Source organism: Paraburkholderia sp. J7 (genome assembly GCF_905220155.1).
Taxonomy (GTDB): Bacteria; Pseudomonadota; Gammaproteobacteria; order Burkholderiales; family Burkholderiaceae; genus Paraburkholderia.
Genome location: NZ_CAJMYZ010000043.1, coordinates 22,221 through 35,737, shown reverse-complemented (window position 1 = coordinate 35,737; position 13,517 = coordinate 22,221). Strand labels below are relative to the sequence as shown.

Genomic DNA, 13,517 nt, shown 5'->3' with positions numbered 1-13,517 from the left:
CAACGGCGCAAGGTGGCTCAATCATGCGTGCAGGGCGAACTGCGAGGCGATCGAGCAATCAGGCCGCGTCTACATCAACGCTCTGAGGGACATCCAGCCCGGCGAGGAGCTGTTCATCGACTACGCGCTTGAACTCTCGGCGAAAGCGGGCGATTCAGCCAGCGAGTACGCCTGTCGCTGTGGCGCCAGGCGTTGCCGCGGGACCATGCTTGCTCCGATCCAGGTTCGCTCCGCAGACGGTTCCCATCAACGCAGTACGCGGTGACTGCGGGGCCAGTGCCACCAGGCGCGGAAGCCTCCGCACATCAGGCACAACGAACGCGTCAAGGCCCGCGGTGCGCACTGCATGTGGCCGTTGGGACATTATTTGTTCAACGCGCCGTTGCCGCCGAAGTGCCGGTGTCGGCGGCGGCCATTTGCCTGCGTTGCAATACGGACAATCGAAGGGGCTGCCGTACCTCGCAACTGGACGTTTGGCGCGCCATCCAGGGGTTCGGAAAAGCGGCCATTGCGCCGGCGGTACAAACGAGTGCGCCCAACTGATACAGGCTTCACGAGAGACTGGAGTTCAGAAGAGGCTCGGGCGAGCTCGTCCTCGGCTAACAAAAGCGGCCGCCCGAACGGCATTTGTGCGAGTGCATCGCTCGTTCGCAATCACGTAGCAAGACTGCCGACAAATTGCCTGAAGTTGTCGAGGACAGGTTGCTGATCGCCCGCGAAGGCCCAGTGATCGGCGCCTTCGAGCTCGACGAATTTCGCCTGTGCGATGTGGCTCGCGAGATGCCGGCCGGCGCCAACGCGAACGGCACGATCGTCGTGACGGTGTAGTACCAGGGTCGGCATGGAAATCTGCCCGAGCAGGTGCCGCACATCCATGTCGCGCAATGCCTCGAGCACGCCCTTGATAGCGCCCGGGCTCGACGCGGCGCGCAGCAATCCTGCCCACCAGGCTCTCGCCTGCGGATCGCCAGCCAGGGTCGGGGCAAATGTTTCGATCCCGGCGGGCCCGCCCCAGACCGCTATCAGCTTCTGCAACCATGCGTCGTACTGGCTAGCCTGCAACGCGTACGAATAGTCGGGCGTCGCACATCCCTTGGCCAACGAGCCGAAGAGCACAAGGCCAGCAACCCGTTCGGGGTGGTCAGCGGCAAACTTGATGCATGCCGGGCCGGCCTCGGACGCACCGAACAGCACCACCCGGCGGCTCGCAGTAGCGTCCAGCACCGTGCCGATATCCTCGGCGGTCGCATCGACGTTGGGGTTGAAACCAACCCGGTCGGAAAGGCCAATACCGCGACGATCGAACAGGATCAGACGGCCCGTGCGGGCGATGGAGGACAGCAGCGCGCGGCACCGTGGCTCCTCCCAAAGCCGTTCGACGTGGGACACGAAACCGGGCAGCAGCAGTACGTCAACGCAGCCGGCGCCGTATGTCTGGAAGGCCAGATGGACGCCACCTCCGCTGACGTAGCGTGTAGACGGCGGGGCTTCGATGGGCAACGTCGCGGCGCCGACGTTCAACAGCGACCGGGTTTCCAGTTCGGGCTCTATATCGAGCTCGTCGCGCAGGCGCTGCGTCAAGGCATCGAGGCTGCGCTCGGCGGCGGCCCGATGTCCAGCGAGCAGCAGATTGCGGATGAGATGCCGCCCGTACACCTCGCTAAGCGGATCGAGCTCGACAAGACTACCCGCGTGCGCGGCAGCCGCGGCGTAGTCGGCGGCCGCATTCCTGTCGCGCACCTCCCGCTCCAGCGCCTGAATCAGACGACCCCGCAGGGCCTCACGGTGAAAGAAAGCCCACTCGTCGAACTGCGGGCAATCGCCCGGCGAAAAACCCGCGAGAAAGTCGCCGGAATAGTGGCGGCACGCCCACTCGAACTCGCCGCGATCGCAGGCCTGCTCGAAAAGTTGGGAATCCACGTCCAGGCCGACCGACGACGACCATCGAACCGTCGACCGGTCGATCGTGAGAGCGTCGTCACCGAGTATCAGCTGGAGGCGATGCAACAGACGACGCAGCCGCGCGCGCACGACCTCTTCGCCGCTTTCCGGCCACAACATGGTTGCGACGAGGTCGCGCGCGACGGCCCCCTTCGCTTCGGCCAGATAGATCAGCAGGGCCAGTCCTTTTCGCAGGGTCAGCTGGCACAGCTGCCCATCCCGACGGATCTCAGGAAATCCGAGCGTCCGCACGCTGAACAGAGCCATGATGTTGCGATCCTCAATGACAGCGTCCAGGGGACGCTCAAGGGACGAGCCGATCCTACCATTCGCGCCAGACGGTTGTCAGTGACCCGTCGCGAAGGGCCGAACTGGAGGATTGCCATGAAGAATCTGGGTACGCATGCGATCGTAATTGGCGCCAGCATGGGAGGTCTGATGGCCGCCCGCGCACTGGCAGACTTCTACACCACGGTGACCCTGCTGGAGCGTGACGTGCTTCCGGCAGCCGACACGCCGCGCAAGGGTGTTCCGCAGGGACGCCACACGCATGGACTGCTTGCGCGCGGCAGCGCGGTGCTCGAGGCATTCTTCCCGGGCTATATCGATGACGTGGTCACGCAAAGCGGCGGCCTGGTCGGCGATGTCGCCAACGATATTACGTGGATAGGCCGCAACGTGACGCTTGCCCGCGGCAAGAGCGGCCTGTTCGGCTTGCTGGCGAGCCGGCCCGTGCTCGAAGGTCATGTCCGGCGACGGCTGCTTGCATTGCGAAACGTGCGCGCCATCGAACATTGCGCCGTGGTGGGCCTTGCCAGCGACGCCGCTCGCAAACGCGTAACCGGTGTGCGCATGCGTGCCGACGCCGGACCGGAACAAACCATCGATGCGGATCTCGTCGTGGATGCGACTGGCCGCGGTTCATCCGGTGCGGCGTGGCTCGAAGAACTCGGATATCTGCCTCCGGCCGTCGAGAAGGTCGAGATCGGCATTAGCTATATGACCCGTACCTATCGCCGCCGGCGGACTGACCTTGGCGGCCGGCAGGGCATCGTCGTAGCCGGCAGTGCGCCGAACTGGCGAAACGGCGTCCTGCTCGCGCAGGAGGGCGACCGCTGGATCGTCAGTGCCGGCGGCTTTCTCAGCGACGACGCACCGGATAACGATCAGGGCTTTCTCGCCTATCTGGCGACCTTGCCCACCAGGGAGATTCACGACGTGGTCGCCAACGCGGAGCCGTTGAGCGACTACCGGCGCTACCGCTACGCCTCCAGCCAGCGACGACGCTACGAGGCTCTCGCACGCTTCCCCGAAAATTACCTCACCTTTGGTGACGCCATCTGCAGCTTCAATCCGGTTTATGGACAGGGCATGACCGTGGCGGCACTGGAGGCGCTGGCGCTGCAACAGTGCCTGCGCGCGGGCTCGATCGATCTTGCGCGGCGATTTTTCGGGCGTGCTGCACGGATCATCGATATACCGTGGGAGATCGCAGTGGGCAACGACCTGCGCCACCCGCAAATCAGGGGCACGCGAGCGCCGATGCTTCGCTTCCTCAACTGGTACATAGGAAGGCTGCATCTTGCCGCGACTCACGACAGCACACTGACCACGGCATTTCTGAAGGTCGTCAACCTGACGGCCTCACCGCCTTCGCTACTGAGCCCTGCGATTGCCTGGCGGGTCTGGCGTGGTAGCCGGCGGGTTGCGCCGCCATTTTCTTCGCCTTGGGTCGAAAGCTCGGACTGCACTCCGGCGGACTGATTTTTCTTCATGGAGGAGGCGACAAATGGAATACGACGAACAGAAGTTAGAAAACTTCATGGGGCGCATGATCGGCGAGTTCGGCGCGATTGCATCCGCGCCGCTCATTGCGCTGGGCGACCGGCTCGGCCTGTACAAGGCCATGGCCCAACAGGGCTGGATGAGTTCGACGCAGGTGGCCGAGCGCGCCGGCCTGGCAGAACGATACGTGCGCGAGTGGCTTGCTGCGCAGGCGGCATCGGGGTTTATCCAGTACGACGCGGCGACGGCATCCTATCAGCTCGAAAACGAAATGGCGCTGTGTTTTTCCGAAGAGAGTAGCCCGACTTTTGTTCCGGGTTTTTGCGACTGCGCCGAAGCCATGTTTCGGAGCCTTCCCAAGCTGGAGGCCGCGTTTCGCACCGGCCTCGGAGTCGGCTGGCACCAGCATCACCCGTCATTATTTAGGGGAACGGAGCGATTTTTTCGGCCCGGCTATGTCGCTCATCTGATCAACGACTGGATTCCGGCGCTCGACGGCGTCGAAGCAACCCTCAAGGCGCGGACTGCCCGGGTAGCGGATGTCGGCTGCGGTCATGGTGCATCCACGATTCTGATGGCGCTGGCCTATCCGAATTCTACGTTCGTCGGCTTCGACTACCACGAACCCTCCATCCAGCGAGCGCGCGAAGCGGCGCACGAAGCCGGGGTCAGCGATCGCGTCACGTTCGAAGTGGCCACCGCGCAGCAATACCCCGGCGCCGACTACGACCTTGTCGCATCTTTTGACTGCCTGCATGACATGGGCGACCCGGCGGGCGCTGCCGCTCATGTGCTGGGTTCGCTGAAGCGCGATGGCACGTGGATGATCGTCGAGCCCTTCGCAAACGATCGACTGGAAGACAATCTGAATCCCGTGGGACGCCTGTTTTATTCTGCCTCCACGATGTTCTGCACCGGGGCATCGTTATCGCAGGAAGGCAGAATGGCGCTAGGCGCGCAAGCCGGCGAAGCCCGGCTCATGCAGGTCGTGACGGCGGGTGGCTTCACGCGCTTCCGTCGTGCGACGCAGACGCCCTTCAACCTCGTCTTTCAAGCGCAGGCGTGAGCTGATTTATGGCCCTTTGAGGGCAAAAGCGGTGCAAGCCAGAGCAGGACGTACCGCTGAGCGCATCGGGCAGTAGGCGGCCATGAAGAGACCTTCGTCCGACACGTTGCCAAGACACGCAGACGGCAGTTCCACTCAGCAAGCGGTCATGCGACCGCCCAGAGTCAGCGTTGCACTATCGGATACCCACCGTGGTGGAGGCAAGGATATGACGAGCCGAGTGGAAATAGTCGCCACTTTTTCTATCCGTTGACAGTCGACCGCACAAACAACAAAAATGTTGCACCGGCATTCTCTCTTTTTCATCGGAAAAACTGTCACATGGCCTATCTTCCAAGCGTTACATCAAGCTCTGATTCAGAGGCTCTCGGTTTGAGAATTGCGGAATATGAGATATCTGAGAAACTTGGGCACATATTCCGGGAAACAGCGAAGCGCGACATCGGAATCGATGCCGAGCTTGAGATCGTCGACCGAAAAAATAAGACAGAAGCGCGAGGAACCGGCCGATTAATTGCATTGCAAATTAAATGCGGAAAATCTTTTTTTCCGAAACAGAAGGAAATTCCTTTGTTTTTCGTGGGGAATTAAAACATTTGGATTATTGGACGGGCCATTCGCTCCCAGTTCTAATTATCCTGTGCCATCCGGAAAGTAGAGTAGGGCCGAGGTGACTCCCGGAGCGATCGAGCGACTAGCCACATCGTGGAAAATATTGATTCCGATGTCTAATGTGCTATCCGATTCTAAATGGAAACTTGATGAAATCGCAAATCGAAATGAAGTTGATAAAATAATTGATTTATGCCTTCAGGCTTGGATGCATGCAAAATATTCTGGGCGAATTGAATTTTGTGGCCCCTATGCAATGCCAAGGGACTATCACTGGTATCGACACCTTGTCAACATGGAAGGCAAAACAGTGATGGTGCATTGGCTTTATGCGCGATACGGAGAATTTAATCTTTCCGAGCTTAAAGAGGTTCTTAGACATTTACAAGGAAATCTCGTCTATGGCGAGCAGTTGATGCTTTTCCCAATAGCTGAATCGCGTGAATCATTTCGCTACAGCGATGAATGGCTGTAATTATGCGCCAATACAGAAAATCTTTCGCTGTCGCATCTCCTATTTGATCGAGATTGGCCAAGTATTGGAGAGTTGCAGGGTGATGGAAGTCTGATTAGCGAATACTATCAAGGCAATCCGATCGCCTGATAGTCCGATTATGTTCCTTAACTCCTAGTCTAGGATGCGCGTTCGAAAGAAGGTTAAGGTTCAGGCGCAACGTCCCGAAAGGTCGACGGACCCACGCAACGAGGGGGACAGAGCGCCAACGAACATTTCGGCAAAGGTTCGAGTTGTTTTCTGCGTCGCGAGACCTATACCAACTGAGGGCGCATGGTCCAACCGGCATGTCTTGTCCCTGCGGTTACAGTATGGAGGAAAAAGTTATGACCGCCCCAAAAGGCAACGAATTACGTGATGCGGTACCCGCAGACAACATCCTGCCCCCGAAAATACTCAGCGGCGAAGGCTTTGAAATCCACCCGAGTCGCGTCAAAGTATATAAACCAACTGGCGCGCCGGCGTATTTCTATGATGTGTTCACGGATGACAATACCCGCGTGGGTATAGCAAGCTTGATTCTCGAACAAGACCCGCAAGAAGTTTCTGAAATAGGTCATGTTTGTGCGAGGTTGTCAGAAGAGCACGACAACCCGGAACTACTCAAGCAGGTAGGCGAACTGCTCATTTCACATGGTCATCAATGCGGGTTATCCGATATTCACATCGTCGTTCCTGAGCAATCCGAATGCGCAGTCACGGCATGTGAGTCGATAGGCAACACTTGCAGCAAAGCGTACTTCGATCGAAATGGCGAGAAATTCATTCGGTTTCAATATTTGACCGGTGGAGGTGATTAACAATGATGGGCAGGTCACTGTTCGCACTGCGTCACAGATGGCCGATTTGCCTTCGAAGCGGCCGCCGTGCTAGTGCAGCCACAGGTGACCGGAGAGGGTCGAGAGTGTGAGTTCGTCATTGGAGGAAGCTGACGTTCGGCAGTTCAATGCTGCCACCGTCAGCAATCCGCCGCTGCATTGCTGACGCAAAACCCGGCCCGCCCCAATGTCCGAAAAGGCCGAAGCGCAACACTTCGACATTGCGAACCAAATGGCCGGTTATTGAGCGGAGCCGACGGATCAATGTCTGAGCAACCGTGTGAGCGGATGACCGCTCATGGCCAGGACTATGCCCTCGCTCGGTCAGACAGATTTCAGCTCTTTCTGAATGTTTTCGCCACAAATGGCGTGGGTATGTGCTGAGCCTTTTCGCCCCCGCACTTCGGACAAACCGGATGAGCGGTTGCATGTTCAGCAACATGCTCGGCATGTTCAAACATCTCCGCACTTCTCGCACCTGTGCTGGTAAGTCGGCATGGCATTCCTCCAACGACAATCCTGCAGGTCATGCTGGCCAGATACTGTCTACGACGCTCGCAATAACCCATTCTAGTGCAGGAAAAGTCCACGTACGCGTCTCGTTCTGCGCTCCGCGTATGCGGCACAGGCAATACCAATTGATTGTACGTACCAGCCGCCTCGCGTTAGTCGTGACTGCTCGTCGGACGGGACACACCAGACCCATTTCGTACCTCCAGCTCAGCCGAGCTTAACGGCTGCTTCCAAAAGTGGAGCGGTCGATCCTTGATCCATATGACCAGATGCGGCAGAGCCCGCTGATGTAATAGAAGCGCCACAAAAATGTAAAGGTGCGCTATCGCACACTCGGGCTCAGCTTCGTCTTCGGGTTTCGCGCCCACAACACTATTTTTCAGAAGCACGTCGATCGACTAAAAAAGCGCGTAACGCGCCGGCCTGTAGGTCCGCCGATTTCATCGCGCCGGACCGCACGCTTCACTTGCCAGCCGCCTTAGTGAAAAGCCATCCGGTCTCCTGATGGCAGCCGCTGCACGTGCTGTAGATCTTGGGGGTAACTCATGAACCGAATCTATGCCGCATTCCTTGCGGTTGTGCTGAGCAGTTCGATTACGCCAGAGTGTCAGGGGCAGTACACGACCGACTGGATAGCGAATACGTTTGGGACTAACGCCACTCACGTAGGTAATGCTGCCCGGTCTATGTGGGTCTCACCAGAAGGCACCATCTACACCGCCTCGTTATGGGATGAGAACGAGGGTGGCATCGCGATCTACAACAACGGCCTGAATGCCGGATCCATCGGCGCGCACGGTGAACCACAGGGCAGCGCGATTACTGGCAACACCACCTATCTATGGGCTCCGCGCCAGTGGGGGCGGGTCAATGGCGCTTACTCCAGCGGCATGGTATTCCGTTACGTCCGCGCGACTGGAGCCAACGATCAGCAAATCCAGGTTAGCTCGGACACCACGGAGCGCCACGCAGACGTCATCACCGGCATCGCTACCTGGGGCAACTTTTGGGTAGCGAGCGATCATCCGGGCAACCGCCTACGCCTCTACCAGGTCAATGGTACGTGGCTCCGCGACATTGCTGTAACCGACCCAGGCGCGCTCGCATTCGACCGCAACGGCAATATTCTCGTCGCACAGGAAGCCGAAGGAACGGTTCTCCAGATCAGCCAGACCGGCACCATCCTTCACACGCTCTCCCTGCCGGTTGGTGACGCGCCGCACGCCCTCTACTTCGATCCGACTACCCAATACCTCTGGATCGGCGACGCAGGCCCGGACCAGAACGCGAAGACCTACGAGACGCGTACATTCACTTTGGTCTCCACGTTTGGCGTGAGGGGAGGATACCTGGACAGTTCTACTGGTACGAAAGGACAGGTGGGAAGTCTACGCTTCACCCGAATTGATGGAATTGGTAAAGATGCTGCGGGAAATCTCTACATACTTTGCCAACCTTGGGGAGGTTCGTGGGACCTCGGCCGCACGGGCGGCACAGACCTTTACGCATACAGCCCGACAGGCAAGCTCCTCTACAACCTGCGCGCACTGAATTTCGAGGCGATAGCCGCCCCCGATCCGGCGACTGACGCAACCGTGTTCTATTCCGGCGAGAACATCTATTCAGGCACAGGTAGTGCGGACTGGAAGTTTGTCGCCAGTACCATTGACCCGTTCACGTATCCGTCCGACCCCCGCCTCGATGTGACTTATCCGGGTCGCGGCCTGCACTTCGGCATGATTGCGGGCGCGGGAACAAACAGGGTGCTGGTCGCCACTGACCAGAACCCAGACGGCTTCTACTTCTTCCACTTCGACCCAGCCCAGGGCTACACGGCCGTCCCGGATGGGGCGTTGCCGGGCACGCTGTTCAATGCCACTGCACGGGTTCGCAACGGCTTCTGCCTCGACAGCAGGGGCGACGTGTGGGCGGGCCTGGACAAGACGAACCAGATCTGGCATTGGCCGCTGACCGGGTTCGATGCGAATGGCAGACCGTCGTGGGGAGCGCCCGTGACTGTGCCGGTTCCTGCATCGATCGGTGATCTGAGCCGCATCATCTACCTTCCCGAAAGCGACACGATGATCCTCGGGCAGCGCATCACGGGCAGCACGGACTGGACCGGCATCGGAACTCGCGTAGAGGTCTACCACGGATGGCTTGCTGGCAACACGACCAACCCGAACCCAGTTATCACGCTCACCAGCGCCAATCCGAAGTCCCTCACGGCTGCCGGCAACTACCTCTTTGTTGGCTACGTCCACACCGTGCCGAACATCGACGCCTTCAATCTGACGACGGGTAGCCTGGACAACACGTTCACCAACAGCAACCCCAGCAACGTGTACGTCGGCAATGACGTGGATTCGATGTACGGTCTTGGATCGCACCTTCGATCGACCGGGGAGTACGTGGTCACGAAGGACGACTACAACGGCTCCAGCATCGTTGTTTATCGTTGGACTCCATGATCACACGTGCCCCTTATGGCAACTCCCCGGCCTCAGACTGGCAATCTGGCAAACCGAAGCGCGCAGACAACGGCGCTGTCAATGGATCGTTGAGCGATAGACGGTGAGACTCGCTTTTCAAGCGCGTCCATCACATTGCAGGTTGCAAGCAGACCGTCGCGTCATTTGTTCGAGAGGCAGAAACTGGCCGGTTGCACGCGCTGAGCCATGACGCTACAAAGCTGCCGCTGTTACAGGACGACGTGTTTCCACGGGCGGCTTACGGTGAAGCGTGCGAACGCGCACAGTCGGCCACAACCAGTCGTTCGCCATCGCCATCACGTGGTCATTCCACTGGCCGCTCTACATCAATCAGCAGCCCTTTGAACGCGATCATGTTCTCGTGTATTCGCCGAGCCAATTCAGGCTATTGCACTTCGCGGCGGGAACTGACGTTCGGAGATCGACTCAGCTCATTTGTCAGAATCGTCGATCGTCTCGCTGATTTGGGTCAAGCTTGCTCAAGATAGTGCTCGCGCACCCGCTGCACGTCGATGCCCAGCACCTCACCCAGGAATTGCGCAGTGCTGCCCCATTCCTGCTCGATAGTCCGTAGTGACGTTTGAAGATATCCTGAGCGGACCTCCAGTAATGGCATTGCCACGTCGGGCGAAATACCGAGGGATTCGACGCGTCCCAGCAGCCCCTGGACGAGTCGCCGGTTCCAGTGGTTCGACTCCAGGTAGTTGGCCAGAATCGCCTCCGCATCCACGTCAAGTGCTGACAGCAGCAGGAAAGTGGCAAAACCGGCCCTGTCTTTGCCTGTGCTGCAGTGGTAGAGCAACGTGCGGCCCGCTTCTGCCTCTTTCATGAAACTGCCAAAAGCAGACTGGTGCTTGATTGGGAAATCGCGATACAGCTGCAGCACGAAGTCGTCCATTTCCTGCCGTGTCGCGCTTCGCAGCCGCGGCACCAGTTCGTTCATGTTCATGCTGCCTTCCAGCACCGGCAGTGCCATCCACTTGAATGCTTCGGCGAATCCGCTTTCTTCTGGAGACTTTTCTTCTGGCGAACGAAAATCGATCACAGCGTCGAGGCCAAGCGTTCTCAGCCGCGCGATGTCGGTGGCGCTTGCCATACCCGGATTGCCGCTGCGGAAGAGCCGACCCGAGCGCAGGCGTCTGCCGTCGCGGCTACGCAGGCTACCTAGGTCGCGCAGATTGTGAATGTTCTCGAACGCCAGTCGTGGGCTGGTGTTTGCGGTTTCGAATCCCTGACCTGACTGAAAGACCTCTGCGGAGGCGGCGCCAGACAGAAGCGAAGAGATCTCGCTGGACATATGTTGTTTCCGGTTTCGTTTGTCGTCACCCGCACTCGTGCGGTTCTGCGACAGGAAGAAGAAAGAGGAATCCAATGCCTACCTGAGCTCGCGCAATTGACGTGCGAAGCGGGATGGCCCGTGGAAACTGCACAATAAATCAAGCCGGCGATATGCTTTTCTGAATGGACGCCATTGTTTTGTAATTTTGCGCCACCGGACGTTTAATACCGATGCTAGCTGAGTTGGGCATCCGATAGGCGAGCGTCTCATGAGCGTCCTGACGCACAAGAGGAGTCGGCAGACTATAACGCGCGGAGTAGCCCTGCGGGACGCGCCTTCGAATTCGGACGATCTGACTCGTGCCTGGCTCGGTCTCGAAATGGCCCATCGCCGCCGATTGCGAACGATCACTGAGTGCCCCGAATCCGACATTCGCAGATCTCTACGATGGGCGTCTGGAAAGGGTCGAACTGGGACGGACAACCAAACTACGGTTTCAAGTGATATTTTCCTGGCGGAACAAGAACCCTGTCGAACTGCCTCGCCTGTCTGCTTGTCACTAATGTGAGCCACGTAGCGCGTACACGGCATCCGTCCTTATCTGCTTCATTCCGGCAATATACTCAGGGATCCTCTAGATATGCAGCGCAGCGCACTTGGAGCCGTTGTACGAGACCCGATCGACAAATATGAGTACTCGGAGCCCTAACGTCTGGGTCCTTTCATCCACTCCGACTCCATCGCCGCGTTTTGCTCCTCATTCGCCTCGATGGGGTCTATCTCCTCATCGACCAATCCCGTCGCACGTTCGGCTGCTCCTTTCATTTCGGCCGCTGCCGGATCAACATCACCGTTGTCGTCAACTGGGGGCTGCAGCATATCTCTGAGCATCGCGCGCAGTTCCGCCGTATCCCAGGGCAAACCGTGCTGCGTACGGACCTTGATGTAGTGCCGCACTTCCGCGTCCTGCTCTGGTGTAAGCGGTAGTCCTCGGAAAGTGCTTTGGGGGTCAGAATTGATCATCTCCGCCTCCTGTATCCATCGCAAGTTGCAGTGTATCCCCTTGCGAGCTCGGCAGTCATGATGCGTAGCGCAAGTTGTCTGGCACATCAACACCCGTAGAGCACATTAAATCTGTCTCCTTGAACGCCCCCTTTGCGCCAGGTCTCCGTGGTTTCGACGAACAGGATCGATTGCAGCTCTACATCAGCCTCGCTGCAGCTATCTTCGTACGCCTACAGGATGTGGGGCGTTTGTTTCAAGGCTCAGTGCCAACTGCATGCGCTCTGCGATTGAACGGCTTGATGAAAGTCTTTGGCAACGGATCCATCGCTTCACGCGGGGGCTTGTCGGCCTTCTTCCCGGCCTTCTACGCGTTCTGGTTGTCGATGTCAGCGTGCTCCAGACTATCGATCAGCAATCCCTGCTAGTGCACGTTCTCATCCAGCACGAGCAGATTGTCGTGCGAAAAGCCAAGCGCAACTGGCTGCCCGCGTTCGGGCAGGATCCGGTTCGGATCGTTGAAGACATCGAGGGTGACGATTGCGCTGCTGACCCGCGCGCGAATGCGCACCACGGAACCGAGGAAGCTGATCTCTTCAACCGTCGCCGCCAGCGAGTTGCGGTCGCTCGATGGCGGCTCCAGCAGAATTGCCTCGGGACGCAACGCCAGCACACGCTCCTTGCCGGCATCGTCCGATGGGAGCGGCCGCGATGTCACGAGTTCCTGACCGTCAACGGCAATGCGTCCCGTTGCAGGATCGATCACACGCCCGGCCAGGATATTGAGCGTTCCCACGAACGTCGCGACAAAGCGTGTGCGCGGAAAATTGTATATATCGAGCGGCGCCCCCACTTGCTCGACACGCCCGTCGTTCATAACGACGATGCGGTCCGACATCGACAACGCTTCTTCCTGATCGTGCGTGACGAAGATCGAGGTGATGCCAAGCTCACGCTGCAGTGCCCGTATATCTTCGCGCAGCGAGACGCGAATTTTTGCGTCGAGCGCGGAAAGCGGTTCATCTAGCAGCAGCACTTGTGGCTTACTTGCGAGCGCACGAGCCAAGGCCACACGCTGTTGCTGCCCACCGGACAATTGCCACGGATAGCGCCCGGCGAGATGCGGCAATTTGATGAGTTCCAGCATCTCTGCAACACGCCCGCTCGTCTCCTTCTCTGAACGCTTTGCGACCTTCAACGCGAAGCCGATGTTCTGCGCCACCGTCATGTTCGGAAACAACGCATAGGACTGGAACACCATGCCGACGGCGCGATCGCGTGTGCGCACACTTGTAACGTCACGACCGTTCAGACGGATCGCGCCGCGCGTGGGCGCTTCGAATCCGGCGATCATGCGCAGTACGGTCGTCTTACCGCAGCCCGACGGGCCGAGAAAGGTGATGAATTCGCCTTGTGCGATGCTCATGTCGAACTGATGCACCGCAACATTCGCCCCAAACGCCTTGTGGAGATTGTCGATCTCGAGAAATGCCAT

Annotated in this window: 10 protein-coding genes and 1 pseudogene; 7 read left to right on the top strand and 4 right to left on the bottom strand. The window is 58.8% G+C overall.

All coding sequences use genetic code 11. The features are described from left to right. The coding region (locus U5A58_RS38870) for an SET domain-containing protein (RefSeq protein WP_321965262.1) at positions 1-265 on the top strand (265 nt) is incomplete at its 5' end. Positions 266-654: 389 nt separating this feature from the next. On the opposite strand, the gene U5A58_RS38865 is transcribed toward U5A58_RS38870, so the two are convergent. Continuing rightward, positions 655-2,208, bottom strand: a complete 1,554-nt coding sequence (locus tag U5A58_RS38865; RefSeq protein ID WP_321965261.1) for an alpha/beta fold hydrolase — start codon at positions 2,206-2,208, stop codon at positions 655-657. Between the two features lie 117 nt (positions 2,209-2,325). Between U5A58_RS38865 and U5A58_RS38860 the strand changes: the two genes are divergently transcribed. The 6 genes and pseudogenes from U5A58_RS38860 (at position 2,326) to U5A58_RS38830 (ending at position 9,720) form a co-directional block, all read left to right on the top strand. Further along, positions 2,326-3,705: a monooxygenase gene (locus U5A58_RS38860; RefSeq protein ID WP_321965260.1), complete on the top strand. Its 1,380-nt coding sequence runs from the start codon at positions 2,326-2,328 to the stop codon at positions 3,703-3,705. 25 nt (positions 3,706-3,730) lie between these two features. Further along, entirely contained in the window at positions 3,731-4,792 is a 1,062-nt protein-coding gene (locus U5A58_RS38855; protein WP_321965259.1) for a class I SAM-dependent methyltransferase, read from the top strand. Positions 4,793-5,113: 321 nt separating this feature from the next. Further along, positions 5,114-5,466: pseudogene (locus tag U5A58_RS38850) on the top strand (DUF4365 domain-containing protein). A gap of 50 nt (positions 5,467-5,516) precedes the next feature. Beyond that, positions 5,517-5,879 (top strand): hypothetical protein, encoded by a 363-nt coding sequence (locus tag U5A58_RS38845; protein WP_321965257.1) that lies wholly within the window; start codon positions 5,517-5,519, stop codon positions 5,877-5,879. Positions 5,880-6,244: 365 nt separating this feature from the next. Then, a complete protein-coding gene (locus tag U5A58_RS38840; protein WP_321965256.1) occupies positions 6,245-6,718 on the top strand; it encodes a hypothetical protein in 474 nt (157 codons plus the stop codon). Positions 6,719-7,794: 1,076 nt separating this feature from the next. Beyond that, on the top strand, positions 7,795-9,720 hold the full coding sequence (locus U5A58_RS38830; protein ID WP_321965255.1) for an SMP-30/gluconolaconase/LRE-like region family protein: 1,926 nt from the start codon (positions 7,795-7,797) through the stop codon (positions 9,718-9,720). A gap of 490 nt (positions 9,721-10,210) precedes the next feature. On the opposite strand, the gene U5A58_RS38825 is transcribed toward U5A58_RS38830, so the two are convergent. The 3 genes from U5A58_RS38825 to U5A58_RS38815 all read right to left on the bottom strand — a co-directional run bounded on the left by U5A58_RS38825 (position 10,211) and on the right by U5A58_RS38815 (position 13,517). Beyond that, positions 10,211-11,038, bottom strand: coding sequence for a tyrosine-protein phosphatase (locus U5A58_RS38825; RefSeq protein WP_321965254.1), 828 nt, complete (start codon positions 11,036-11,038; stop codon positions 10,211-10,213). A 687-nt stretch (positions 11,039-11,725) separates the two neighbouring features. Further along, positions 11,726-12,043 (bottom strand): hypothetical protein, encoded by a 318-nt coding sequence (locus U5A58_RS38820; RefSeq protein ID WP_321965253.1) that lies wholly within the window; start codon positions 12,041-12,043, stop codon positions 11,726-11,728. Between the two features lie 403 nt (positions 12,044-12,446). Then, positions 12,447-13,517 (bottom strand): ABC transporter ATP-binding protein, encoded by a 1,071-nt coding sequence (locus tag U5A58_RS38815; RefSeq protein WP_321965252.1) that lies wholly within the window; start codon positions 13,515-13,517, stop codon positions 12,447-12,449.

Bases quoted from the DNA above. Each gene is read 5' to 3' on its own strand.
- U5A58_RS38865 (WP_321965261.1), bottom strand. From the start codon at position 2,208: ATGGCTCTGTTCAGCGTGCGGACGCTCGGATTTCCTGAGATCCGTCGG.
- U5A58_RS38860 (WP_321965260.1), top strand. From the start codon at position 2,326: ATGAAGAATCTGGGTACGCATGCGATCGTAATTGGCGCCAGCATGGGA.
- U5A58_RS38855 (WP_321965259.1), top strand. From the start codon at position 3,731: ATGGAATACGACGAACAGAAGTTAGAAAACTTCATGGGGCGCATGATC.
- U5A58_RS38845 (WP_321965257.1), top strand. From the start codon at position 5,517: ATGTCTAATGTGCTATCCGATTCTAAATGGAAACTTGATGAAATCGCA.
- U5A58_RS38840 (WP_321965256.1), top strand. From the start codon at position 6,245: ATGACCGCCCCAAAAGGCAACGAATTACGTGATGCGGTACCCGCAGAC.
- U5A58_RS38830 (WP_321965255.1), top strand. From the start codon at position 7,795: ATGAACCGAATCTATGCCGCATTCCTTGCGGTTGTGCTGAGCAGTTCG.
- U5A58_RS38825 (WP_321965254.1), bottom strand. From the start codon at position 11,038: ATGTCCAGCGAGATCTCTTCGCTTCTGTCTGGCGCCGCCTCCGCAGAG.
- U5A58_RS38820 (WP_321965253.1), bottom strand. From the start codon at position 12,043: ATGATCAATTCTGACCCCCAAAGCACTTTCCGAGGACTACCGCTTACA.
- U5A58_RS38815 (WP_321965252.1), bottom strand. From the start codon at position 13,517: ATGGCATTTCTCGAGATCGACAATCTCCACAAGGCGTTTGGGGCGAAT.